Consider the following 26014-nt stretch of genomic DNA (forward strand, 5'->3'; position numbering starts at 1 on the left):
GAGTGCCGCCTTTTCTGCATGAACGCGCATGGATTGCTACCGCTGCGCTTGGCTGCCGCTCAGCGCGACATCATGTTCATGCTGACGTTGTGCATCACCCACAGCGTGCCGACGATCAGGATCGCCGCGGTCAGCACCGTGTAGCTGAACGCCATCACGTTCCAGCGCTGCCCCGACGAGCCGTTCATGTGCAGGAAGTACACGAGGTGCACGACGATCTGCACGAACGCGAGCACGGCCAGCGCGACCAGCGACGCGTGCGGCGACAGCACGCCGCCCATCACGAGGCCGAACGACGCGGCCGTGAGCAGCACCGACAGGATGAAACCGGCGACGTAGCCGCCGACACTGCCGTGCCCTTCTTCGAGTTGAGACGAATGCGAATGGGCCATTTAGATCACGCTCGCGAGATAGACAAAGGAAAACACGCAGATCCACACGATGTCGAGGAAGTGCCAGAACAGGCTCAGGCACGTCAGGCGTCGCAGGTCGCGGTCGGTCAGGTCGCCGCCGCGCAACACGATCTGCCCGGCGAGCACGACCATCCACAGCAGGCCGGCCGTCACGTGCAGCCCGTGCGTGCCGACCAGCGTGAAGAACGCCGACAGGAACGCGCTGCGCTGCGGGCCCGCGCCCTCCGCGATCAGGTGCGAGAACTCGCGCAGTTCCATCACGAGAAACGCCGCGCCGAGCACGAACGTCACCGCGAGCCACGCGAGCAGCGCGCCGCGCCGCTGCTTGTACGCAGCGAGCATCGCGAAACCGTACGTGATGCTCGACAGCAGCAGCGCGCCCGTTTCCACCGCGACGCCCGGGATATCGAACAGGTCTTTCGCGGTCGGCCCGCCCGCATACTGCTGGCCGAGCACCGCGAACGTCGCGAACAGCGCCGCGAAGATCACGCAGTCGGTCATCAGGTACAGCCAGAACCCGAACACCGAATGCGACGGCGGATGGTCGTCGTGCTCGAGCAGGGTTGCGCTCAAGGTTTTCTGCAACATCAGTTGGCCTCCAGTTCCACGTCGTCGACGCGCGCAGCCACGCGCTTCGTCGGCTGCTTGTCTTCGATCTTCCGCACCGTCGACGCGGGGATGTAATAGCCGTCGTTGTCGCGCGAGCTGTAGATCACGAGCGTCGCGACGATCCCGACCAGCCCGCCGATCGCCATCCACCAGATGTGCCACACCAGCGCGAAGCCGAGCACCAGGCTGAAGATCGCGACCACGAGGCCCGCGCAGGTATTCGACGGCATGTGGATATCGCGAATCGCCGCCGGGTTCGGCCGGCCTTCGCCGTGTGCCTTCATGTCCGCATACGCGTCGAGCGTGCGCACTTGCGGGATCACCGCGAAGTTGTAGTCGGCCGGCGGCGACGAAGTCGCCCACTCCAGCGTGCGGCCGCCCCACGGATCGCCCGTCGTGTCGCGGTACTCGGGCAGGTTGCGGTTGCGGATGCTGACCACCAGTTGCAGCAGCTGGCATGCAATGCCGATCGCGATCAGCACGGCGCCGAATGCGGCGACCAGCAGCCACGGATGCCAGGCCGGGTTGTCGTAATGGTTGATCCGGCGCGTCATGCCCATGAAGCCGAGCACGTAGAGCGGCACGAACGCCACGTAGAAACCGATCTGCCAGAACCAGAACGCCGCCTTGCCGAGCTTCTCGTTCAGCTTGAAGCCGAACGCCTTCGGGAACCAGTAGTTGAAGCCCGCGAGATAGCCGAACAGCACGCCGCCGATGATCACGTTGTGGAAGTGCGCGATCAGGAACAGGCTGTTGTGCAGCACGAAGTCCGCGCCGGGGATCGCCATCATCACGCCGGTCATGCCGCCGAGCGTGAACGTGACCATGAAGCCGATCGTCCACAGCACGGGCGTCGTGAATTCGATCCGGCCGCGATACATCGTGAACAGCCAGTTGAACACCTTCACGCCGGTCGGGATCGCGATGATCATCGTCATGATGCCGAAGAACGCGTTCACGTTCGCACCCGAGCCCATCGTGAAGAAGTGGTGCAGCCATACGAGGAACGACAGCACCATGATCGCGCAAGTCGCGTACACCATCGTCTTGTAACCGAACAGCGGCTTCTTCGCGAACGTCGAGATGACTTCCGAGAAAATGCCGAACGCCGGCAGGATCAGGATGTACACCTCGGGGTGACCCCATGCCCAGATCAGGTTCAGGTACAGCATCGCGTTGCCGCCGGCTTCGTTCGTGAAGAAGTGCATGCCGAGGTAACGGTCGAGGCCGAGCAGCGCGAGCGTCGCGGTCAGGATCGGGAACGACGCCATGATCAGCACGTTCGTGCAGAGCGCGGTCCACGTGAACACCGGCATCTTCATCAGCGTCATGCCCGGCGCGCGCATCTTGATGATCGTCACGAAGAAGTTCACGCCGGTCAGCAGCGTGCCGACACCCGAGATCTGCAGCGCCCACAGGTAGTAGTCGACCCCTACCCCCGGACTGAACTGCAGCTCCGACAGCGGCGGATACGCGAGCCAGCCCGTCTGGGCGAACTCGCCGATCACGAGCGAGATGTTGATCAGGATCGCGCTGACGGCCGTCATCCAGAACGACAGCGAGTTGATGAACGGGAATGCGACGTCGCGCGCGCCGATCTGCAGCGGCACGATCAGGTTCATCAGGCCGACCATGAACACCATCGCCATGAAGAAGATCATGATCACGCCGTGTGCCGTGAAGACCTGGTCATAGTGGTGCGGCGGCAGGTAGCCGGGCCCGTTGTACGAGAGCGCAAGCTGCATGCGCATCATGATCGCGTCCGCGAAGCCGCGCAGCAGCATGATCAGCGCGACGATGATGTACATCACGCCGAGTTTCTTGTGGTCGACCGTGGTCAGCCATTGCGTCCACAGCCATTTCCACCGGCCGGTGATCGTCAGCGCGGCGAGGATGCCCAGCACGACCAGCCCCATGAAGGCGCCGGCCCCCATGATGATGGGCTGATCGAACGGGATCGCCGAGAGTGTGAGTTTGCCGAACATGCGTTACCCCTTCGTGCCGCAGGCGGCGTCCTTCAGGTCGAGGACGTGGCCATCGTTGTATTTCGCGATGATGTTGTGGAAGAGCCGCGGATCGACCGACGAGAAGTAGCGCACCGGCGCCTTCTCGCTCGGCTGCGCGACCGTGCCGTACACGGTCGCGTCGAGCCGGTCCGGCGACGCCTTCACCTTCTGCACCCATGCATCGAACTGTTCGCGCGGCTCGGCGAGCGTGCGGAACTTCATGTCGGAGAAGCCGCGGCCGCTGAAGTTGGCGGACGTGCCCGCATAGTTGCCGGGCTCGTCAGCGATCAGGTGCAGGCGCGTCTGCATGCCGGCCATCGCGTAAACCTGGCCGCCGAGCTGCGGGATGAAGAACGAGTTCATCACCGAATCCGACGTGATGCGGAAGTTCACCGGCGTGCCGACCGGAATCGCGAGCTGGTTCACCGACGCGATGCCGAGTTCCGGATAGATGAACAGCCACTTCCAGTCGAGCGCGACGACCTCGACGTCGATCGGCTTCACCGACGACTCGAGCGGCTTGTACGGATCGAGCTCGTGCGTGGTCTTCCACGTGAGCACGCCGAGGAACAGGATGATCAGCGTCGGCACCGTCCAGATCACGACCTCGATCGCGGTCGAGTGCGACCAGTTCGGCGCGTAGGTGGCGTTGCGGTTCGACGCGCGGTAACGCCACGCGAACCACAGCGTGAACAGGATCACCGGCACGACGACGATCAGCATCGCCCAGGTGGACGTCGCGATCAGCGCCTTTTCGGCAGCGCCCACGCTTCCTTTCGGATTTAGTACATCTAAATTACAGCCTGACAGGCTCAAAGCCGCGCCGATCGACATCAGCGCCACTCCGCCTTTTGAAGCTTTTCTTTTCATCACACAGCCCGAGGGTCATTGAATCCGTTTGCGTATGCCCGATGCGCATTCGATCCACGAAAGTGGCCGAATCATACGTCGCGCGAGTGCGATGAAAAACCAGCTAATGCGGAAAATCATCATTGCAGAAACTGCCGTGAGACAGATTGTCGCGGGGCAATTTCACGCAGCCGGAAGCCGGCCCGGCGCTGCATGCGCCGGGTCGCGACCGGATCGATGCGCGCGCAACGACCGCACCGCCGTGCGGTGCGCCCCACTCCGTGCGACGTGCCGCGATCAGCCGCGCGTCGATGCCATGTACGACGGCTGCGGCTGCGCAGGGCCGTCCCCGGTCGGCAGCTTCGAATGGCTCGCGTCTTCGATCAGCCGTCCGACGGTCGGATCGATCGCGTCGGTGAACGGCTTCGGATCGATGCCGACCGCCAGCACCACGAGCGCGAGCGACGCGAACATCACGATCTCGCGACGGTTCAGGTCGGCGAGCTTCGCGATCCGCTGGCTCGCGACCTTGCCGAACACGACGCGCTTGAGCATCCACAGCGTGTACGACGCGCTGAGGATCAGCGTCAGCGCCGCGATCGCGCCGATCCAGAAGTTGAAGCGGATCGCGCCCATGATGACCATGAACTCGCCGACGAACCCCGACGTGCCCGGCAGGCCGACGTTGGCCATCGCGAACAGCACCGTGAAGGTCGCGAAGCGCGGCATCACGCCCGCGACGCCGCCGTAAGCGGCAATCTCGCGCTGCTTCGTGCGATCGACGAGCACGTTCACGCACAACAGCATCGCGCCCGCGACGAAGCCGTACGACACGAGCTGGACGATCGCGCCTTCGACGCCGATCCGGTTGAACAGGAACAGCCCGAGCGTGACGATCCCCATGTGCGCGACCGTCGAATACGCGAGCAGCTTGCCGAGATCGGTCTGCGCGAGCGCGATCAGGCTCGTGTAGACGATCGCGAACAGCGACAGCGCGATCACGGCCGGCGCGAAGAAGTGGCTCGCATCCGGCGTGACCGGCAGCGCGAAGCGCAGGAACCCGTAGCCGCCGAGCTTGAGCATCGCAAGCATCAGCGCGGCGCCGGTCGGGCCGTCGGTGTAGACGTCGCTCAGCCACGTGTGGACCGGCCACATCGGCACCTTGACCGCGAAGGCGGCGAAGAAGCCGAGGAACACCAGCAACTGCGGCGCGAAGCCGAGCTGCAGCGTGCGCCATACGGCCATGTCGAACGTATGCGACTGCGCGTACAGGTACAGCATCGCCATCAGCAGCAGCAGCGAGCCGGCGAACGAGATGAAGAAGAACTTCACGGCCGCGTACACGCGGCGCTCGCGCCCCCACGTGCCGATCAGCAGGTAAAGCGGGATCAGCGTCGCCTCGAAGAAGATGAAGAACAGCAGCCCGTCCTGTGCGACGAACACGCCGACCATCAAACCCGACAGGATCAGGAACGACGCGTAGTACTGCGCGACGCGTACCGTGACCGACTCCCACGACGCCACCACCACCACGAGCGTCGTGAACGCGGTCAGCACGACGAGCCACAGCGACGCGCCGTCGATGCCGACCCGCCATCCGGAATTGAATGCCGCCAGCCAGTTGCGGCTTTCGACGAACTGCATCGCGGCCGAGTGCGCATCGAAACCGGCAACCAGCGGCACGACCGCCGCAAGCCCCACCAGCGCGCCGACGAGCGCGATCAGCCGGGTACGGCGTGGATGATGGTCGGAACCGGCGCGCAGCAGGCACGCGCCGAACAGGATCGGAGCCCAGATGGCCAGGCTCAGGAAGGGGAAATCATGCATGTCAACAAGGCCTTGATGAAGTCGCGCACTGCATCGGGGACAGGCGAGACGAAAGGAACGAAATCAAATCGACAGGTAGATTTCGTGAATCGCCAGCGTTGGCAAAATGTAAAGCGGCATCACCGGAAAACTTGACGCCGCTCAAATGCGATCGGGTTAACCAGCATAAGGCGATTGATTATTTTCTGCAGCGCAGCAGAGCATTGATTTTCATCGCAGCTCTATGCTCATGATTTTTATGTGTAATTTTTTGTATTGCCCGATCGGGTCGATCGCGAAAATCGACGCAGTGCCGCATTTTTGACGCAGGCGGCCTATTTTAAAGGGTCCGAGCGGGATAATTGACGGTCGCCAAGGTAGCGCGTGTGCGGCTCTCAATGCTTACACGATATCTTTCATTTTTATTTCACTCAGCCTTGCTCGACGCAAGTCGAGGGAATGGTTGCCCTCACCTCGCCTTCATGTTCCCGAGCGCGATCGCCGATGACTCAGGCGGCCCGCATGTGCATCTTCATCGCGTGACGACGGTCGTGTTGCGGAGGAAATTGGAAGAAGCGGCTTCCACGCGCGGCATCGGCTAGCGTCGATCATGCCGCTCGCGGCGGGCTGCGCCGACTTCGATGCGGGCGCTGTGACGCGCGCATCGTGGTTATGCGCGACATCCTGCGGCGCGGCGTGCGTGTCGAACGCAAGGAACGGATCGAGCACGAGCGGCAACGTTGCCCTGCTCCATCGCGACACGCTGCGCGACGATCGTCGGGTACCTGCGGATGATCTGCTGACGCTTGCGATACACGTGCATGCTGTCGACTAGCATATGCCGCTAGCTCTGTTGGACGTGCGTAACGGCGCGTGGTTGCCGACAAGTCCGTCGACGGGCGATGAGCGAGGATGGTCAGAACGGGATGCGGGCTTGCTGAAAGCGACACTTTGAATCGCGTCAAACGACAAGCGACATGTCGCGATGCTCAACCCAAGCCAAACACGCATCGGACACTGCCGGCCCCGCCCGAATCCACCGGCGAATGAATCCCAGCCACATTCCGCACCGGGCGCTCGGCGGCGCCCGAAAAAGAAAAAGCCCCGCAAGTCCGAGAACTTGCGGGGCTTTGTCACCGCTTTTGGCGGAGACGGAGGGATTCGAACCCTCGATCCAGGTTTTGGCCCAGATGCTCCCTTAGCAGGGGAGTGCCTTCGACCTCTCGGCCACGTCTCCCAAACTTTCGCTCGCACCAGGGAGGCAGTGCGACGAGAACGAAATAATATAGGGTTTCGAACCGCGCGTCAATTTCCGTGATGCATTTTCTTCAATGCATCACGAAAAATTCACGAAGCCTGATCGAGTTCGAATGCCTTGTGCAGCGCGCGGACGGCCAGCTCCATGTATTTCTCGTCGATCAGCACCGAAATCTTGATTTCGGACGTCGAGATCATCTGGATGTTGATGCCCTCTTCCGACAGCGTGCGGAACATCTTGCTCGCGACGCCCACGTGCGAACGCATGCCGACGCCGACGACCGACACCTTCGACACCTTCGGGTCGCCCTGCACGTGCTCGGCGCTCACGTGGCCCTTCACCTGGTTGGTGAGGATGTCCATCGCCTTCTGGTAGTCGCCGCGGCCGACCGTGAACGTGAAGTCGGTCTTGCCCTGGACGCTCTGGTTCTGGATGATCATGTCGACGTCGACGTTCGCATCCGCGACCGGGCCGAGGATCTGATATGCGATGCCCGGCTTGTCGGGCACGCCCATCACAGCAATGCGTGCTTCGTCGCGCTGGAACGCGATGCCGGAAATGACTGCCTTTTCCATGGTCTCGTCTTCTTCAAAAGTAATCAGGGTGCCCGAGCGCATTTCTTCGTCGAGCGCAATCAGCGGATCGGTCAGGCTCGACAGCACACGCGTCTTCACCTGGTATTTGCCGGCGAATTCGACCGAGCGGATCTGCAGGACCTTCGAGCCGAGGCTGGCCATTTCCAGCATTTCCTCGAACGTCACGCGATCGAGGCGGCGCGCTTCTTCGACGACGCGCGGATCGGTCGTGTAGACGCCGTCGACGTCCGTATAAATCAGGCACTCTTCGGCACCCAGCGCAGCCGCCACCGCCACCGCCGACGTGTCCGAGCCGCCACGGCCCAGCGTCGTGATGTGGCCGTCCGGATCGACGCCCTGGAAGCCCGTGATGATCACGACCTTGCCCGCATTCAGATCGGCCTTCACGCGTTCGTCGTCGATCGAGTGAATGCGCGCCTTCGTGAACGCGCTGTCGGTCTTGATCGGCACTTGCCAGCCGGCGTAGCTCACGGCCTCGACGCCGATTTCCTGCAGCGCGATCGACAGCAGGCCGACGCTGACCTGCTCGCCGGTCGACGCGATCATGTCGAGCTCGCGCGGGCTCGGCTGGCTCGAAATCTCTTTCGCAAGACCGAGCAGACGGTTGGTTTCGCCGGACATCGCCGAAGGCACGACCACCATCTGGTGCCCGGCCTGATGCCATTTTGCGACGCGTTTCGCGACGTTCTTGATGCGCTCGACCGAGCCCATCGAAGTGCCGCCGTATTTGTGTACGATGAGTGCCATTGTCGTTCTGAACTGGAGGAGAAACCGCACGGGCGCGCTGGGCAGGCCGCGTAGCCGTTCGGTCACGCGGCTTGTGGCTGTGGACGGACGACGAGGGGGACGGCTGGGACGCAACACGCAAGCGTGACGGATTTTGCCCGGAAGGCCGATCAGGCCGCGCAAACCGGGTACGTCACGCGGAAAACCTGCACAAATCGCTCAAAAATCGAGCCGAGCAAACGACCGAGCGTACCCGATAGAGGCCCGCTTGACAAGCCGCGCGCGGCGTCCGGGGCCGTTCCGGCGCTGTTTACCAAATGGTGAAAATGCGCGTGCCATCGCGCCGTCAGGGGCCGCCGCCGCTATGCGATCAGCATGTCGGGACGCCACTCGATCCGGCGCCACGCGCCATCACCGGGCGCCCCGCCGCCGGACAAGCCGGCATCGCGATTCACGCCGAGGCGCGGCACGTAGATCAGCAAGTCGCCAGCGAACAGCAGCGGCACGTCGCGCTGCCAGGCCGGCACGCCACGCTCCTGGAACAGGTTCTTCAGCGTACGGCCCGGGCCGCCCGGCGACGTGCGCATCCGCTCGCCGCCCGCGCGGGCACGCGCCGCCAGCCGCGCGCCGCGCAGCAGCGCCTCCGGCACCGCGTCGGCGCTTCCCGCCTCGGCGGGCGCGAACACGAACGTGCCGCGCCATCCCGGCAGGTGCCAGACTTCCTGCCCGTCCCACGCGAGCATTGCTTCCGGGTGCGGGCTCCCGGTGCCGTCATCGGCCGGTTCGCTGCTGTCGCCCGCTTCCCAGTAGACGACATCGCGATACAGGCGCAGGCATTGCCCCGCGTGATCGACACGCAGCGCATGGGCGACATGCGTGGCACGCAACTGCCGCATCATGTTGGCGAGCCGGGCAGCCGACGCACTCGGCAGGCCGAGCCGACGCATCCAGAAGCGCAGCAGGTTCGCGCCGCGCGTATCGTCGAACGCGACCAACGCGTCGCGCGACAGTGCCTGCCCGTCATCGCGCGCGGCAACAGCGAAGTCGAGCTCGGCCAGATCGTCGAGCAGTCGCTGCGCGGCCGCCGCATGCTGGGCCGCGCGGCCGAGCGCGTCGCGAAAGCCCGGGAAATGCACGGCCAGCGCCGGCAGCACGTCGATGCGCAACGCATTGCGCGCGTATCGCGTGTCGTTGTTCGATTCGTCGTCGATCCACACCAGGTCGCGCTGCGTCGCATAGCGCTCGAGTTGCGCACGCAACAGTCGCAGCAGCGGGCGCACGCGCTCGACGCTCACGCCGTCAGGGCGGTAACGCGGCGCCATGGCGGCCAGCCCCGCGATCCCCGCGCCGCGCAACAACTGCAGCAACACCGTCTCGGCCTGGTCGTCCGCATGCTGCGCGAGCCACAGCGCGGCCGCGCCGTGGCGCTCGCATAGCTCGTCGAGCGCCGCATAGCGCCGCTCGCGCGCCGTTGCCTCGACACCGAGGCCGCTGTCGCGCGGCACGTCGACGCGCATCGATTCGAACGCGACACCGAGCCCTGCGGCGCTGGCCTCGGCATGCGCCACCCACGCGTCGGCATTCGCACTGAGCCCGTGATGCACGTGCAGCGCGACACAGCGCGACGCGCCCGCGACGCGCACGGCCGCGTCGAGCAGCACCGTCGAGTCGAGGCCGCCGCTGTACGCGATCGCGATGCGTGCATCCGCCGGCATGCCGGAAAGCGCAACGCCGACCGCGTCGAGAACGACGCGGTCGGCGGAGAATTCGGTGGGCGGAATCACGAGAGGAACGCGCGCGCAGCGGCGCGCGATGGGAGGACGCAGCCGGTCATGCGCCCGGCGTGGTTTCCTTGAACTTGCCGTAGGCCATCAGGCGCTCGAAGCGACGCTCGCGCAGCGCATCGATGCTCATCCCCTGGAACTGGCGCAGCGAATCGGCCAGCGCACGGCGCAGCAGCGCGGCCATGCCCTTCGGATCGCGATGCGCGCCGCCGAGCGGCTCGTTGATGATCTTGTCGATCAGGCCGAGCGCCTTCAGGCGGTGCGCGGTCAGGCCCAGCGCTTCGGCGGCTTCCGGCGCCTTCGCGGCGCTCTTCCACAGGATCGACGCGCAGCCTTCCGGCGAGATCACCGAGTAGGTCGAGAATTGCAGCATCATCACCGTGTCGGCCACCGCGATCGCGAGCGCGCCGCCCGAACCGCCCTCGCCGATCACCGTCGTGATGATCGGCGTCTTCAGTTCGGCCATCACGTAAAGGTTGCGGCCGATCGCCTCCGACTGGCCGCGCTCTTCCGCGCCGATGCCCGGGTATGCGCCCGGCGTGTCGACGAACGTGAAGATCGGCAGACCGAACTTCTCGGCGAGACGCATCAGGCGCTCGGCCTTGCGATAGCCTTCCGGACGCGGCATCCCGAAGTTGCGCGCGGCGCGCTCCTTCGTGTCACGGCCCTTCTGGTGACCGATCACCATGCACGGATGGCCGCCGAAGCGCGCGAGCCCGCCGACGATCGACACGTCGTCCGCGAATGCGCGGTCGCCGTGCAGCTCGTGAAAATCGGTAAACAGTTCAGCAACGTAATCGAGCGTGTACGGACGCTGCGGATGCCGCGCGATCTGCGAGACCTGCCACGGCGACAGGTTCGCGTAGAGGTCTTTCGTCAGTTGCTGGCTTTTCTTCGACAACCGCTCGATTTCTTCCGAAATGTCGACAGCCGAGTCGTCCTGCACGAATCGCAGCTCTTCGATCTTGGCCTCGAGTTCGGCGATCGGCTGTTCGAAATCCAGAAACGTGGTCTTCATGTGTTCGAATCCTTGGGTCTTGCGGCAGCGCGTATTCTACCCGCGCGGGCGACGCTCAAAACCGGCTCTCAACTATTGATGTTTAAAACTCGATAGCCGCCGCTCAGGCGTCGGCGTCGGGCGCATCGAGGCTGCGCCACATATACCAGGTCGCGACGGTGCGCCACGGTTCCCAGTTGGCGGCAACCTCGCGCGCCTCGCTGCGCGTGACGGGTTCCCCGCTGAAGTAATTGACGCTGATCGCCCGGATCAGGCCCGGGTCGTCGAGCGGCAGGACGTCCGGCCGCGACAGGTTGAAGATCAGGAACATCTCGGCCGTCCAGCGGCTGATGCCGCGGATCTGCGTGAGTTCCGCGATCACGTCCTCGTCGTCCATCGACGTCCATTTGTCGACGTGCAGCGCGCCCGACACGAAATGCTGCGCGAGATCGAGGATGTATTCCGTCTTGCGCTTCGACAGCCCGCACGCGATCAGCTTGTCCGCGCCGAGCCGGATCACCGGCTGCGGCGCGAGCTTCGGACAGGCATCGCCGATGCGCGCCCACAGCGACTGCGCGGACGGCACCGAAATCTGCTGGCCGACGACCGAGCGCGCGAGCGTGACGAACGGGTCGCCGCGCTTCACGAGATGCGCGGGACCGAACTTCGGAATCAGTTTCTTCAGGATCCGGTCGCGCTTGACGAGGTCGGCGCATGCCTTGTCCCAGTATGCAGGACGCACGATCACCTCCTCGCCGTCCGCTTCGGACGCACGGGCCTTGCGGGCCGCGTCGGCGGGCGGCGGCACCGCCGCCGGCTGCGCATGACCGTTGAGCGCGCCGTTCGGCACGGCGCGCGTCGCGTCCGTCTTCGCCGGCGGCACGCGCTTGGCTGCCGGACGCGCGGCGACCGTGGTCGCGCGCCTGACCGGCGCTTTTCTGGCCGTTGCCATCTTGCCTCCTACCTGACGGATCGGTCAGTGGAACGCACCGCGCTCATACGCGACGCCATTCGGTCGATCCGCCCGGTTTGTCTTCAAGTGCGATACCGGTCTCGAGCAGTTCCGCCCGGATCCGGTCCGCTTCGGCATAGTCCTTCGCTTGCTTCGCCGCGACGCGCGCGGCGATCTTCGCTTCGATCTCGTCGGCGGCGAGCCCGCCCGCCTGCGCGGCGCCGGACGCCTGCTGCAAGAACGCGCGCGGTTCGCGGCCCAGCAGGCCGAGCAGGCCCGCCAGCTGTTTCAGTTGCCGCGCGAGCGATGCGTCGCCCGTGCGATTCACCTCGCCCGCCAGCTCGAACAGCGTCGCCACCGCGACCGGCGTGTTGAAGTCGTCGTTCATCGCGGCGGCGAAACGCTGCGCGTGCGGCTCGTTCCAGTCGAGCGCGAGCGTGTCGGCTTCAACATCTTTCAGCGCGGTATAGAGACGCGTGAGCGACGCGCGCGCATCGTCGAGATGCACGTCGCTGTAATTGAGCGGCGAACGGTAGTGCGTGCGCACGATGAAAAAGCGCATGACTTCCGCATCGTAGCGTTCGAGCACTTCGCGGATCGTGAAGAAGTTGCCGAGCGATTTCGACATCTTCTCGTTGTCGACCTGCACGAAGCCGTTGTGCATCCAGTAATTGACGAACGTCTGGCCGGTCGCGCCTTCGCTCTGCGCGATCTCGTTCTCGTGGTGCGGGAATTGCAGATCCTGCCCGCCACCGTGGATGTCGAAATGCTCGCCGAGCAGCGTGCAGCCCATCGCCGAGCACTCGATGTGCCAGCCCGGGCGCCCCATCCCGTACTTCGACGCCCACGACGTGCCTTCCGGATCCTCCGGCTTCGCGCGTTTCCACAGCACGAAATCGAGCGGATCCTCCTTCGCGTCGTTTGCGGCGACGCGCTCGCCCGCGCGCAGGTCGTCGAGCGACTTGCCCGACAGCTTCCCGTAGTTCGCGAACTTGCGCACCGAGTAATTGACGTCGCCGTCGGTCGCCTGGTACGCGTAGCCGTTCGTCTCGAGCGTCTCGATCATGCCGAGCATCTGCGGGATGAACTCGGTCGCGCGCGGCTCGATGTCGGGCCGCTGGATGCCGAGCGCGCTTTCATCGTCGTGCATCGCGCCGATGAACCGGTCGGTCAGCGACTTGATCGTCTCGCCGTTCTCGACCGCGCGGCGGATGATCTTGTCGTCGATGTCGGTAATGTTGCGCACATACGTGACCCGGTAACCGATCGCACGCAACCAGCGCTGGACGAGGTCGAACACGACCAGCATGCGCGCGTGGCCCACGTGACAATAGTCGTATACGGTGATTCCGCATACGTACATCCGCACTTCGCCAGCCTGGCGCGGCACGAAGACTTGCTTGTCACGCGCGAGCGTGTTGTAGATGCGCAGTGATTCCATAGAGATGAACCGTGAGCCGAAGGAAACCGCCCTGGCGAAGCTCGCCCAGCATGCGAAACGGACGGACCATCTGCTGCGGCACCAGGCCGAGCGTCCTCGATATCACATGGGGCGGTCAGGCTGCAAGCACAGCGGTGACGGCCACGAGAGGCAAAGAAAGACTGTCTGACGCTCGCCGGAACGCGCAGACGTTTTGTTAGAATGGCTCGGAGTATAACATTCCGATTTACGCCTATGAAACCTCATCGCGGCCGCGCGCAGAGCGCTGCGACCCTCGTTGCGACCACCGTCATGGGCGTCGCGCTGACGCTTTTCGCGGCTCCCGCGGCGCATGCGCAGAAGGCCCCGGCCACCGCCGACGGCACGCCCGAAATCGACGCGTCGATCGCCGGCAAGCAGTGGAAGCAGGCGCTCGCGCAGCTCGACGCGCGCATCGCGTCGAACCCGCGCGACGTGCAGGCGCAGTTCAAGCGCGGCACCGTGCTGGCCCGCCTGAACCGCGATGACGATGCGATCCAGCAGTTCGTCGCGATCACGCAGGCGTACCCCGAACTGCCCGAGCCGTACAACAACCTTGCGGCGCTTTACGCGAAGCATGGCCGCTACGACGAAGCGCGCACCGCGCTCGTCACGGCGACGCAATCGAACCCCAGCTACTCGCTCGCGTACGAGAACCTCGGCGATCTCTACCTGCGCCTCGCGGCCGAGTCGTACAAGCGCGCGCAGTCGCTCGGCCGCACGAGCGGCGCGACCGCGCAGCGCCTCGCCGATCTCCAGAAGATCGTGTCGCCGCCGAAGGCCGCGCCGAATGCCCGCGCAGCCGCACCGGCCACGCGCGACTACTCCGACCGCGCAGCCGCGAACGTGAGCACCACCACGCTGCCGATGTCGCCGACGTTCCAGTTCAGCGGTCCGTCGGGCGCACTGGCGGCGCCGTACGTCGCGCCGTCGCAATAAGCGGCGCGGCCTTCTTTCCCTCCCAACCTGAGGATCGCAATGAAACGTCTGTTGCTGGCGCTTGGCGGCGCCGCCCTTCTCGCGACCGCGACCGCACCTGCGTTCGCGCAATCGGCTACCGCGCACCCCGTCGTGCAGCTGAAGACCTCGCAGGGCGACATCCGCGTCGAGCTCTACCCGGAGAAGGCGCCGAAGTCCGTCACCAACTTCCTCGATTACGTGAAGGCCGGCCAGTACAACGGCACGATCTTCCATCGCGTGATCAAGGGCTTCATGATCCAGGGCGGCGGCTACAAGACCAACTTCGAGGAGAAGCCGACCCGCGCGCCGATCCCGCTGGAGAGCCGCAATGGTCTGAAGAACCTGACGGGCACGATCGCGATGGCTCGCACGAGCGATCCGAACTCGGCCACCGCGCAGTTCTTCATCAACACGGTCGACAACAGCGGCCTCGACTACCCGAACCCGGACGGCAACGGCTATGCGGTGTTCGGCAAGGTCGTGTCGGGTCTCGACGTCGTGAAGAAGATCGAAGGCGTCGCGACGACCTCGCGCGGCCCGATGCAGGACGTGCCCGCGCAACCGATCGTGATCGAATCGGCCAGCATCGTCTCGAAGTAAGAACCTGCCGGCACGTCCGGCGCCACACGCGGCCGCGTCGCACGACCGGCCGCGTGCCATTTAAACCGCCTCACCGAAGGAATTCATCATGGTTGAACTGCATACGAACCACGGCGTGATCAAGCTCGAGCTCGACGCCGCGAAGGCACCGAAGACGGTCGAGAACTTCCTGAACTACGTGAAGAAGGGCCACTACGACGGCACCGTGTTCCATCGCGTGATCAACGGCTTCATGATCCAGGGCGGCGGCTTCGAGCCGGGCCTGAAGCAGAAGCCGACCGATGCGCCGATCGACAACGAGGCGAACAACGGCCTGAAGAACGACAACTACACGGTCGCGATGGCGCGCACCAACGATCCGCACTCGGCGACCGCCCAGTTCTTCATCAACGTGAACGACAACGACTTCCTGAACCACTCGTCGCCGACGCCGCAAGGCTGGGGCTACGCGGTGTTCGGCAAGGTCGTCGAAGGCCAGGACGTGGTCGACAAGATCAAGGGCGTCAAGACGGGCAACGCCGGTTTCCACCAGGACGTGCCGACTGACGACGTCGTGATCGAAAAGGCCGTCGTGGTCTGACGCGCAGTTACGGAGGCACTTCGATGTTGCAGGAGAGTCCGCCGCGAAGCGTCTCCGCGGGCGTGCCGGGCGAGCGCGAATACGCGCAAGCCGCACGCCCGTTCCTGTTTCTCTCCGATCTGCACCTGAGCGAAGCGATTCCGAAGACGGTCGCCGCGTTCGAGCATTTCGTGAAATACACCGCTGACAGCGCCGACTCGGTGTTCATCCTCGGCGACCTGTTCGAATACTGGATCGGCGACGACATCCTCGACGACGATCCGTTCGCGGCCCGCATGGCCGCGCTGATGCACACGTTCTCGGAGCGCGGCATTGCGCTCTACGTGATGCACGGCAACCGCGATTTCCTGCTCGGCCGGCGCTTCATGAAGGCAGCCGGCGCGATGCTGCTGCCCGATCCTTCGCTGATCATGGCGTTCGGCCAGCGCATCGTGCTCGCGCATGGCGACGCGCAGTGCACGGCCGACCGCGGCTACCAGGTATTCCGCCGCTTCGCGCGCAACCGCGCCGCGCAATGGCTGTTTCTCGCCTGGCCGTTCCGTTGGCGCCGCGCGCTCGCGCAGCGCATGCGCTCGAACAGCGAAGCGGGCCGGATGCGCCCTGTTTCGGCGATCTACGATGTCACGCGTGAAGGCGTGGCCGCGCTGTTCCGGAAAAGCCGCGCGAGCGTGATCATTCACGGCCATACGCACCGCCCCGCCCGGCACATGGAACCGGGTGGCATCCGTTGGGTGCTGCCCGACTGGGATCTCGACCACGGCAAGCCGCGCGGCGGCTACCTGCGCGTCGACGCGGAAGGCATCCACGCGATGCCGCTCGACTGACACCGCCGCTGCCGTCGCACCAACCGGCAGCAGCGGGCATCCATTGAATTACGCCTGACGCTCGACCGACTTCCCTTCCAGCACGGCCGACAGCCGGCGCAGATCGAGGCGCGCCGCGTCGGCGCCCTGCAATGTTTCCAGATGCGTGCCGAGCCGCTCGAGCGCCGCGACGATCTCGTCGACGCGGCGGCTTTCCTTCGCCGCGTGATCGATCAGCCCGTGGACCGCGAGCGACATCGGATCATCGGCATTGGGCGTGATCCCGTATGCGCAAAACGCCGCACGCTCGGGCTGCGGCTTCGGCTGCGCCGGCATCACGACGCGCGCCGGATTGCCGACCGCGGTGCCGCCTGCCGGCACCGGCTTCACGACGACCGCGTTCGAACCGATCTTCGCGCCCGCTCCGACCGTGAAGCCGCCGAGCACCTTCGCGCCCGCGCCGACGATCACGCCGGCCTCGAGCGTCGGGTGGCGCTTGGCGCCGCGCGTGAGCGACGTGCCGCCCAGCGTCACGCCCTGATAGATCGTGCAGTCGTCGCCGACGATCGCCGTCTCGCCGATCACGACACCCATCCCGTGATCGATGAACACGCGCCGGCCGATCGTCGCGCCGGGGTGAATCTCGATCCCCGTCAGGAACCGGCCGGCCTGCGACGCGAAACGCGCGAGCCAGTAGCGCTTCGCGCGCCAGCATGCGTGCGCGAAACGATGCAGCACGAGCGCATGCAGCCCCGGATAACAGGTCAGCACTTCCCATGCACTGCGAGCGGCGGGATCCCGCTCGCGAATCGTTGCAACGTCTTCGCGCAGTCTCGTGAACATGATGTGGTCTGGGAAAAGGCCGGCGCGCATCGCCGGCAATGACCGGCCGTTATCGCGCCCGGTAATTTACTTATGACGTTCGGCGATTGTAGGGCGAGTCACGAACGGCCGCACGCGCTCGCCAGTTCACCCCGCCGCCGGCGCGGGTATTCGGGCGGAACGCTTGCTGTTACTGGGTTTGCGGGGTGGTCGGCCAAATGAAGTGATCGGCCCCGGCGCTTTCGGCGGCCGGACCGGCACCTGCCGCCGGGGTGGTTCCCCGCGCGCCGGGACATCCGCCGCCCCGTGCGCCGACCGCTTACGCGTCGCCGTCGGGTTTGCCCGATTTCAGCAGGATGTGCTTCGCGACACCGCGCAGGATGTTGACCTCCTCGCGCTCGAGGCCCGTGCGCGCGAACAGGCGCCGCAGCCGTGGCATCAGCTTCTTCGGGTTGCGTGGATCGAGGAAATCGAGCGCGATCAGTGCGTTCTCGAGGTGCACGTACATCCGCTCGATCTCGTCGCTCTGCGCAAGCGTGCCGGCTTCGGTCGACGGTTGCGCCGACGGCTCGCTCGCCTGCTCGAGAAACGCGACACGCAACTCGTACGCAAGCACCTGCACGGCCTGTGCGAGATTCAGCGAACTGTAGGCCGGGTTCGCCGGAATGTGCGCCAGCGCGCTGCACTGCTCGACATGCTCGTTCGCGAGGCCCGTGCGCTCGTTGCCGAACACGAGCGCGATGTCGCCCGTGCCGACCTGCGCGCACGCCTGCGTGGCGGCGGCACGCGGCGCCAGGCGCGGCGGCCCGTATTCGCGCGTGCGTGCAGTCAGCGCGATCGACCAGTAAACGCCGGACAGCGCGTCGCCGAGCGTCGGCACGACATGCGCGGACGCGAGGACGTCGTCCGCACCGCTGGCCATCGCGATCGCCTCGGGATCGCTCTGCACGTGCGGCACGCGGGGCGCGACCAGCACGAGACGCGAGAAGCCCATCGTCTTCAGCGCGCGGGCGGCCGCCCCGACATTGCCGGGATGGCTCGGCTCGACGAGCACGAAACGGGTGGACGTGAAGCCGCCGGACGGCGACTGGGACGAGGCCGCGCCCGGCTCGGACGGCGCGGCGGTGATCTGCGGGGTTTCCACTACGATACGACTCGGTTCATCAGAATGGCAGTATGGTATCGCCATCGCCGCGGCAAACCCACTCGTCCGGACGGATAGTGGGGGTTTCCCCGTACACCGGTCGCCTGAAACCGCCAAAAATCGGGTAAAATCATGCCTTTACGCGCCGCACTCCGTGCGACGCGGGTCGTACCCCGCTCTTTGTCAATTCGCGTCTCATCTCGCCTGCCACGCTTGCGCCGTGCCGGGCGGTTGTTCCACTTCGTGGCGGCCCGTGCCGCCAGCTACAGGATCCAGGCTCATGCATCCCATGCTCAACATTGCTGTCAAGGCTGCGCGCCGCGCCGGACAGATCATCAATCGCGCGTCCCTCGATCTCGACCTGATCGAGATCCGCAAGAAACAGCAGAACGACTTCGTCACCGAAGTGGACAAGGCCGCCGAAGACGCGATCATCGAGACGCTGAAGACCGCCTACCCCGACCACGCGATCCTCGCGGAAGAATCGGGCGAATCGGAGAACGAATCCGAATTCAAGTGGATCATCGATCCGCTCGACGGCACGACCAACTTCATCCACGGCTTCCCGTACTACTGCGTATCGATCGCGCTCGAGCACAAGGGCGTCGTCACGCAGGCTGTCGTCTACGATCCGAACAAGAACGACCTGTTCACGGCCACCCGTGGACGCGGCGCGTACCTGAACGACCGCCGCATCCGCGTCGGCCGCCGCGACCGCCTGTCGGACGCACTCGTCGGCACGGGCTTCCCGTTCCGCGAAAAGGACGGCCTCGATGCCTACGCGCGCCTCTTCACCGAAATGACGCAGGCCTGCACGGGCCTGCGCCGTCCGGGCGCGGCCGCACTCGATCTCGCGAACGTCGCGGCCGGCCGCCTCGACGCGTTCTTCGAACAGGGCATCAACGTGTGGGACATGGCAGCGGGCAGCCTGCTGATTACCGAGGCCGGCGGCCTCGTCGGCAACTACACGGGCGACGCCGACTTCCTGCATCGCCATGAAATCGTCGCCGCGAACCCGAAGATCTACGCGCAGATGATCCCGATCCTGAAAGGTTACACCCACGTGCATCCGGCGGCGGAATAAGCCCCGGCCGCGCCTGCATGGCGCGGCTTGCGCGCATACCGCGCGCGGGCATCGTCATGACGGCGCGCCGTTCGCCTCCCGGTTACCGGGAGGCGGGACAAACTTCCCGCACAAGGGTCGCTTCGGGCGCCTATCCTGAAGTTGCCCGAGTTGTACGGGCCGGTCAGCGGACTTCCCGCTTGCACGGTCCTTCCCGCAATGACAATGATGGGTTTGCGTCCGGCATGCCCGCACGGCGGACAACCCCGCCGGCCAGCCGGCCCCCGACCGTATCAACACCGCCACGACGCCGTGGCAATCGCATCCGAGTCCCCATGTTACGGCTAAGCGAAATTAAACTCCCCCTCGACCACCCCGAGAGCGCGCTCGAGGCCGCGATTCGCGCGCGCCTCGCGGAGCTTGGCGTGGCCGCGGACGGGCTCCTCCGTTACACCGTGTTCCGCCGTGCGCACGATGCGCGCAAGCGCGCGGACATCAAGCTCACGTATATCGTCGATGTCGAAGTCGCGGATGAGGCAGCCGCGATCAAGCGCCTCGCCGGCAAGCCGCATTGCGGCGTGACGCCCGACATGGCGTACCACTTCGTCACGAAGGCGCCCGAGCACGGCAATTTCCTGCGCCCGGTCGTGATCGGCATGGGGCCGTGCGGCCTGTTCGCGGGGCTGATCCTCGCGCAGATGGGTTTTCGCCCCATCATCCTCGAACGCGGCAAGGCCGTGCGCGAGCGCACCAAGGACACCTTCGGCCTGTGGCGCAAGAGCGTGCTCAACCCCGAATCCAACGTGCAGTTCGGCGAAGGCGGCGCCGGGACGTTTTCCGACGGCAAGCTGTACAGCCAGATCAAGGATCCGAACCACTATGGCCGCAAGGTGCTGGACGAATTCGTCAAGGCCGGTGCGCCGGACGACATCCTGTATCTGAGCCGGCCGCACATCGGCACGTTCCGCCTCGTCAGCATGGTGGAAAAGATGCGCGCGTCCATCCACGAACTCGGTGGTGAAGTGCGTTTCGAAACGCGGGTCGACGATATCGAGATCGATCAGGGCAAGGTGCGCTCGCTGAAGCTCTCGAACGGCGAAACGCTGCGGTGCGACCACGTGGTGCTGGCCGTGGGCCACAGCGCGCGCGACACCTTCCAGATGCTGCACGATCGCGGCGTCTTTATCGAAGCCAAGCCGTTCTCGCTGGGTTTTCGCATCGAGCATCCGCAGGGGCTGATCGATCGCAGCCGCTTCGGCAAGTTCGCGGGCCACAAGCAGCTCGGCGCGGCCGACTACAAGGTGGTGCATCACTGCAGCAATGGCCGCGCCGTCTACAGCTTCTGCATGTGCCCAGGCGGCACGGTGGTCGCGGCGACCTCCGAGCCGGGCCGCGTGGTCACCAACGGCATGAGCCAGTATTCGCGCGCCGAGCGCAACGCGAATGCGGGCATCGTCGTCGGCATCACGCCGGACGACTATCCCGGCGGCCCGCTGGCGGGCATTGCGTTCCAGCGCAAATGGGAAGAGCGCGCGTTCGAACTCGGCGGCGGCGATTACCGTGCGCCGGGCCAGCTGGTCGGCGATTTCATCGCCGGCCGGCCGTCGACGTCGCTCGGCTCCGTGGAGCCGTCGTACAAGCCGGGCGTGAACCCGACCGATCTCAGCACCGCGCTGCCGGACTACGTGATCGAAGCGATCCGCGAAGCGCTCCCCGAGATCGACAAGAAGATCGCCGGCTTCGCGATGCACGATGCGGTCCTCACCGGTGTCGAGACGCGCACTTCGTCGCCGATCCGGATTCGACGCAAGGACGATTACCAGAGCATGAACGTCGAGGGGCTGTATCCGGCGGGCGAAGGTGCGGGGTACGCAGGCGGCATCTATTCGGCAGCGATCGACGGGATCGAAGTCGCGCAGGCGGTGGCGCTCAGCATGACGTCGGGGCAAACGGCCTGATGTATGAAACGAGTCGGCGCGCGAAGGTTCTCGACCTGAGCGGCGCCGACTTTCGCATGGCCGACCATGAGCGCGGTCGGACGGCGGCGTGAGAACGACCGCCGCCGGTCGCGCAATCTCCGGCAACCTGGCCGAATGGCGAACTTCGCGCGTGCATGCCGAAGCCACTGGTAAACTCGGGCAACCAAAGCAACAACTTCACGCCTGACTTATGACCACGCTGTCGCCCGAAGCCTTCGCCGGCCATACCCCGATGATGCAGCAGTACCTGCGCATCAAGGCCGACCATCCCGACACGCTTGTCTTCTACCGGATGGGCGACTTCTACGAGCTGTTCTTCGAAGACGCGGAGAAAGCCGCACGCCTGCTCGACCTGACCCTCACGCAACGCGGCGCATCGGCCGGCACGCCGATCAAGATGGCCGGCGTGCCGCATCACGCGGTCGAGCAGTATCTTGCGAAGCTCGTGAAGATGGGCGAATCGGTCGCGATCTGCGAGCAAATCGGCGATCCCGCCACGTCGAAGGGCCCGGTCGAGCGCAAGGTCGTGCGCGTCGTCACGCCCGGCACGCTGACCGATGCCGCGCTGCTGTCCGACAAGAACGACGTCTACCTGCTCGCGATGTGCACGGGCCACAACAAGCGCGGCGTCGCGGTGAACATCGGCCTTGCGTGGCTGAACCTCGCCAGCGGCGCGCTGCGGCTCGCCGAAATCGAACCCGACCAGCTCGCGGCCGCGCTCGAGCGCATCCGGCCGGCCGAGATCCTGACACCGGACGGCGCGACCGATGTCGTGCCGGCCGGCGCCGGCGCAAGCAAGCGCGTGCCGGCCTGGCACTTCGACATCGCGTCGGGCACGCAGCGGCTGTGCGACCAGCTCGATGTCGCGAGCCTCGATGGCTTCGGTGCGCATTCCCTCACGAGCGCGTGCGGCGCGGCCGGCGCGCTGCTGCTCTATGCGGCCGCCACGCAGGGCCAGCAACTGCGGCACGTGCGCAGCCTGAAGGTCGAGAACGAAACGGAGTACATCGGTCTCGATCCGTCCACGCGCCGCAACCTCGAACTGACCGAAACGTTGCGCGGCACCGAGTCGCCGACGCTGTATTCGCTGCTCGACACCTGCTGCACGACGATGGGCAGCCGCCTGCTGCGTCACTGGCTGCATCACCCGCCGCGCGCGTCGGTCGCCGCGCAATCGCGCCAGCAGGCGATCGGCGCACTGCTCGATGCACCGGCCAACGCCAGCCTCGATGCGCTGCGCAGCGCGCTGCGCCAGATCGCCGACGTCGAACGGATCACCGGGCGTCTCGCGCTGCTGTCCGCCCGCCCGCGCGACCTGTCGAGCCTGCGCGACACGTTCGCCGCGCTGCCGGCACTGCGCGAGCGCATCAGCGCGATCGTCGCGAACGCGGACGCACTCACCCGCGTCGACGCAGCACTCGCACCGCCCGCCGAATGTCTCGACCTGCTGACGAGCGCGATTGCGCCCGAGCCTGCCGCGATGGTGCGCGACGGTGGTGTCATCGCGCGCGGCTACGACGCCGAGCTCGATGAACTCCGCGACATCTCGGAGAACTGCGGACAGTTCCTGATCGATCTCGAAGCGCGCGAGCGCACGCGCACCGGCATCGCGAACCTGCGCGTCGAATACAACAAGGTGCACGGCTTCTACATCGAGGTCACGCGCGGCCAGACCGACAAGGTGCCCGACGACTACCGCCGGCGCCAGACGCTGAAGAACGCCGAGCGCTACATCACGCCCGAGCTGAAGACCTTCGAGGACAAGGCGTTGTCCGCGCAGGAACGCGCACTGGCCCGCGAGCGCGCGCTGTACGACGCGGTGCTGCAGGCGCTGCTGCCGTTCATCCCGGAGTGCCAGCGCGTCGCATCGGCGCTCGCCGAGCTCGACCTGCTCGCCGCATTCGCCGAACGCGCCCGCGCGCTCGACTGGGTCGCACCGACCTTCACCGACGAAATCGGCATCGAAATCGAACAGGGCCGCCACCCGGTCGTCGAAGCGCAGGTCGAACAGTTCATCGCGAACGATTGCCGCTTCGGCACCGAGCGCAAGCTGCTGCTGATCACCGGCCCGAACATGGGCGGTAAGTCGACGTTCATGCGGCAGACCGCGTTGATCGCGCTGATGGCGTACGTCGGCAGCTACGTACCGGCCAAGTCGGCATGCTTCGGCCCGATCGACCGGATCTTCACGCGGATCGGCGCGGCGGACGATCTCGCGGGCGGCCGCTCGACGTTCATGGTCGAGATGACCGAAGCCGCTGCGATTCTCAACGACGCGACGCCGCAAAGCCTCGTGCTGATGGACGAGATCGGCCGCGGCACGTCGACGTTCGACGGCCTCGCGCTCGCGTGGGCGATCGCGCGCCACCTGCTGGCGCACAACGCGTGCTACACGCTGTTCGCGACGCACTACTTCGAGCTGACGCAACTGCCGGCCGAATTCCCGCAAGCGGCCAACGTCCACCTGTCGGCCGTCGAGCACGGCCACGGCATCGTGTTCCTGCACGCGGTCAACGAAGGCCCGGCCAACCAGAGCTACGGCCTGCAGGTCGCGCAGCTCGCAGGCGTTCCGGCGCCCGTGATCCGCGCCGCGCGCAAGCACCTCGCGTATCTCGAACAGCAGTCGGCGTCGCAGCACACGCCGCAGCTCGACCTGTTCAGCGCGCCGCCGGCACCCGCCGACGATCTCGAATGCGCGGACGCGCCGGCGCTGCCCGACACACCGCATCCGGCGCTCGAAAAACTGCGCGACATCGATCCCGACGATCTCAAGCCGCGCGAGGCGCTCGACCTGCTGTACGAACTGCGCACGCTGGTCCGGTCGCACGATGTCGACGGACACGCGTAAGCGCATCACGCGCGGCCTGCCGGCTCGCACGGCCGCCGCGCTCGTCGCGGCCGGGCTCGCGCTCGCGCAGGCCACCGCGCTGGCCGCGCCGCCGAAGCGCGGCACCACGCCCTACTCGTTCGCGGTCGTGTCGGGCGTGATGAACGCTCCTGCGGACGAACCGGCCGCCCAGCGGCTGCTCGATGCGATCGCGCGCGAGCGCAACCTCGCGTTCGTCGTCTATGCGGGCGATCTCAAGGGTTCGAAGGAAGCGTGCCGCGATGCCCTGTATTCGCAGCGGGGGGCGATCCTGGATGCGGCGCGCGTGCCGCTCGTGTTCATTCCCGGCCACGACGACTGGGCGACGTGCAACACCGCGGCCGGCGGCGGCTACGATCCGGTCGAGCGGCTCGACTTCCTGCGGCAGACGCTGCTCGCCGATTCCGCATTGCCCGACCCCGGCGCACTGCAGATCACGCGGGAAAGCGAAGTCGCCCGGTTCCGGCCGTATCGGGAAAACGCCCGCTGGATGCGCGACGACATCGTCTACGTCGCGCTCAACGCGCCGGCGCCGAACAACCACTACCTGACGGCCGGCGGCCGCAACGGCGAATTCGAGGACCGCATCATCGCGAACGGTTTCTGGATCGACCACGCGGCCGAATACGCGAAGCGGCGCGAGGCACGCGCGATGGTGGTGATGTTCGAAGGCGATCCGCAATTTGAACGCTACGAGCGCGCGGAACGCTTCGCATGGCTGCGTTTCAACCGGCCGCGCGTGCGCGACGGCTTCCGTGAGCTGAAACGAACGCTGGTGAAGGCGGCGGCGACGTTCCGCGGCCCGATACTCGTGATGCATGCGAGCGGCGAGCCGCTTGCAAACGGTTTTCTGATCGACCGCCCGCTGCGTGCAGATGACGGTGAACTGGTGGGTAATGTGACGCGCGTCGCGATCGGACCGCGCCATCCCACGAATCAGTGGGTCAAGGTGAGCGTGTCGCCGGCACGGCAGACGATCTTCAACGTGAGCCTGCAGGAGGTGCCGAAGAACCTGCCCGTGCCGCCCGCGCTGCCGCTCGTGCCGCGTGACGACGTGCCGCTGCCGCAGATGCCGGAAATCCCCGCGTTGCCGGCGCTGCCCGACTCGTCGTCGGTCGCGCCGCCATTACAGGGTGACGGCGCCGCACCGGGCGGCGCGTCGGGGCCGGCACCCGGCCTGCCTGCGAGCTCAGTGCAGGGTACGCCCTGACGGCGCTTCGCCGTCGTCGTCTTCGTCCTCGTCGACGATCTCGAGCCCTTCCGCACCATGTGCGTGCTCATGCTCGATTTCGTCTTCGGTGGCTTCGCGAACGTCCTTCACGGTGAGCGCAAAACGCAGCGCCATGCCTGCCAGCGGGTGATTGCCGTCGAGCACGACCTTGTCTTCGGCGACGTCGGTGACCGTGTAGATCAGCGAATCGACTTCCTCGTCGCCGTCTTCCGGCGTGCCTTCGAACTGCATGCCCACTTCGAGCGGCTCGGGAAAACGATCGCGCGGCTCGATCTTCACGAGTTCGGGATCGTAGTCGCCGAACGCGTCCTGCGGCTCGAGCTGAACCTGCGCCTCGTAGCCCGGCTCATGGCCGTCGAGCTGTTCCTCGATCTTGGGGAACGTGCCATCATAGCCGCCGTGCAGATAGACCATCGGCTCGTCGCTTTCCTCGATCAGATTGCCCTGTGCGTCCGACAGCTTGTAAGTGACCGACACGACGGTGTTTTTTGCGATTTTCATCCAATTCTCC

General features: G+C 65.8%; 21 protein-coding genes and 1 tRNA gene. 8 read left to right on the forward strand and 14 right to left on the reverse strand.

Annotated features, from left to right (window positions below):
• Positions 1-59: 59 nt before the first annotated feature.
• From cyoD to cysS, 11 genes are all read right to left on the reverse strand, one after another.
• Positions 60-392, reverse strand: coding sequence for a cytochrome o ubiquinol oxidase subunit IV (gene cyoD / locus CFB41_RS10925; RefSeq protein WP_009692722.1), 333 nt, complete (start codon positions 390-392; stop codon positions 60-62).
• On the reverse strand, positions 393-1001 hold the full coding sequence (gene cyoC, locus CFB41_RS10930; protein ID WP_089456449.1) for a cytochrome o ubiquinol oxidase subunit III: 609 nt from the start codon (positions 999-1001) through the stop codon (positions 393-395).
• Positions 1001-3007, reverse strand: coding sequence for a cytochrome o ubiquinol oxidase subunit I (gene cyoB, locus CFB41_RS10935; RefSeq protein ID WP_089440478.1), 2007 nt, complete (start codon positions 3005-3007; stop codon positions 1001-1003). Before cyoB ends, cyoC begins: the two co-directional genes overlap by 1 nt.
• Before the next feature lie 3 nt (positions 3008-3010).
• The gene (gene cyoA / locus CFB41_RS10940; RefSeq protein WP_089456450.1) at positions 3011-3898 is read right to left on the reverse strand and encodes a ubiquinol oxidase subunit II; all 888 of its coding nucleotides are present in this window, start codon (positions 3896-3898) and stop codon (positions 3011-3013) included.
• A 276-nt stretch (positions 3899-4174) separates the two neighbouring features.
• Positions 4175-5704 (reverse strand): NuoM family protein, encoded by a 1530-nt coding sequence (locus CFB41_RS10945; RefSeq protein ID WP_089456451.1) that lies wholly within the window; start codon positions 5702-5704, stop codon positions 4175-4177.
• Between the two features lie 1122 nt (positions 5705-6826).
• A tRNA-Ser gene (locus CFB41_RS10955) sits at positions 6827-6920 on the reverse strand.
• Positions 6921-7030: 110 nt separating this feature from the next.
• Positions 7031-8284: an aspartate kinase gene (locus CFB41_RS10960; RefSeq protein ID WP_039364692.1), complete on the reverse strand. Its 1254-nt coding sequence runs from the start codon at positions 8282-8284 to the stop codon at positions 7031-7033.
• A 341-nt stretch (positions 8285-8625) separates the two neighbouring features.
• The gene (gene tilS / locus CFB41_RS10970; protein ID WP_089456453.1) at positions 8626-10047 is read right to left on the reverse strand and encodes a tRNA lysidine(34) synthetase TilS; all 1422 of its coding nucleotides are present in this window, start codon (positions 10045-10047) and stop codon (positions 8626-8628) included.
• Between the two features lie 46 nt (positions 10048-10093).
• The gene (locus CFB41_RS10975; RefSeq protein ID WP_039364696.1) at positions 10094-11065 is read right to left on the reverse strand and encodes an acetyl-CoA carboxylase carboxyltransferase subunit alpha; all 972 of its coding nucleotides are present in this window, start codon (positions 11063-11065) and stop codon (positions 10094-10096) included.
• 103 nt (positions 11066-11168) lie between these two features.
• Positions 11169-11996: a DNA-3-methyladenine glycosylase gene (locus CFB41_RS10980; RefSeq protein WP_089456454.1), complete on the reverse strand. Its 828-nt coding sequence runs from the start codon at positions 11994-11996 to the stop codon at positions 11169-11171.
• A gap of 43 nt (positions 11997-12039) precedes the next feature.
• Positions 12040-13437 (reverse strand): cysteine--tRNA ligase, encoded by a 1398-nt coding sequence (cysS, locus tag CFB41_RS10985; RefSeq protein WP_069248324.1) that lies wholly within the window; start codon positions 13435-13437, stop codon positions 12040-12042.
• Positions 13438-13671: 234 nt separating this feature from the next.
• Here cysS and CFB41_RS10990 point away from each other — a divergent pair, with 234 nt between their 5' ends.
• The 4 genes from CFB41_RS10990 (at position 13672) to CFB41_RS11005 (ending at position 16419) form a co-directional block, all read left to right on the forward strand.
• Positions 13672-14394, forward strand: coding sequence for a tetratricopeptide repeat protein (locus tag CFB41_RS10990; RefSeq protein WP_179243638.1), 723 nt, complete (start codon positions 13672-13674; stop codon positions 14392-14394).
• Positions 14395-14433: 39 nt separating this feature from the next.
• On the forward strand, positions 14434-15015 hold the full coding sequence (locus tag CFB41_RS10995) for a peptidylprolyl isomerase (RefSeq protein ID WP_089456455.1): 582 nt from the start codon (positions 14434-14436) through the stop codon (positions 15013-15015).
• Between the two features lie 88 nt (positions 15016-15103).
• Positions 15104-15595: a peptidylprolyl isomerase gene (locus tag CFB41_RS11000; RefSeq protein WP_006478428.1), complete on the forward strand. Its 492-nt coding sequence runs from the start codon at positions 15104-15106 to the stop codon at positions 15593-15595.
• A gap of 23 nt (positions 15596-15618) precedes the next feature.
• Positions 15619-16419: a UDP-2,3-diacylglucosamine diphosphatase gene (locus CFB41_RS11005; RefSeq protein ID WP_089456456.1), complete on the forward strand. Its 801-nt coding sequence runs from the start codon at positions 15619-15621 to the stop codon at positions 16417-16419.
• A 48-nt stretch (positions 16420-16467) separates the two neighbouring features.
• Here the strand turns inward: CFB41_RS11005 and cysE are convergent, their stop codons facing one another.
• Positions 16468-17271: a serine O-acetyltransferase gene (cysE, locus tag CFB41_RS11010; RefSeq protein ID WP_089456457.1), complete on the reverse strand. Its 804-nt coding sequence runs from the start codon at positions 17269-17271 to the stop codon at positions 16468-16470.
• A 268-nt stretch (positions 17272-17539) separates the two neighbouring features.
• Positions 17540-18364, reverse strand: a complete 825-nt coding sequence (locus CFB41_RS11015) for an RNA methyltransferase (protein ID WP_089456458.1) — start codon at positions 18362-18364, stop codon at positions 17540-17542.
• Positions 18365-18644: 280 nt separating this feature from the next.
• Here CFB41_RS11015 and CFB41_RS11020 point away from each other — a divergent pair, with 280 nt between their 5' ends.
• From CFB41_RS11020 to CFB41_RS11035, 4 genes are all read left to right on the forward strand, one after another.
• On the forward strand, positions 18645-19448 hold the full coding sequence (locus CFB41_RS11020; RefSeq protein WP_039364710.1) for an inositol monophosphatase family protein: 804 nt from the start codon (positions 18645-18647) through the stop codon (positions 19446-19448).
• Between the two features lie 314 nt (positions 19449-19762).
• Positions 19763-21385, forward strand: a complete 1623-nt coding sequence (locus tag CFB41_RS11025) for an NAD(P)/FAD-dependent oxidoreductase (protein WP_089456459.1) — start codon at positions 19763-19765, stop codon at positions 21383-21385.
• A 211-nt stretch (positions 21386-21596) separates the two neighbouring features.
• Complete coding sequence (gene mutS, locus CFB41_RS11030) at positions 21597-24254, forward strand: DNA mismatch repair protein MutS (protein WP_089456460.1); 2658 nt, start codon at positions 21597-21599, stop codon at positions 24252-24254.
• Positions 24235-25482, forward strand: a complete 1248-nt coding sequence (locus tag CFB41_RS11035) for a hypothetical protein (RefSeq protein ID WP_179250000.1) — start codon at positions 24235-24237, stop codon at positions 25480-25482. The genes mutS and CFB41_RS11035 overlap by 20 nt, the downstream gene beginning before the upstream one ends.
• Here CFB41_RS11035 and CFB41_RS11040 read toward each other — a convergent pair.
• Positions 25462-26004 (reverse strand): peptidylprolyl isomerase, encoded by a 543-nt coding sequence (locus tag CFB41_RS11040; protein ID WP_089456461.1) that lies wholly within the window; start codon positions 26002-26004, stop codon positions 25462-25464. The genes CFB41_RS11035 and CFB41_RS11040 overlap by 21 nt on opposite strands.
• Positions 26005-26014: the final 10 nt, after the last annotated feature.

The organism is Burkholderia sp. AU33803, assembly GCF_002223095.1.
Classification (GTDB): domain Bacteria; phylum Pseudomonadota; class Gammaproteobacteria; order Burkholderiales; family Burkholderiaceae; genus Burkholderia.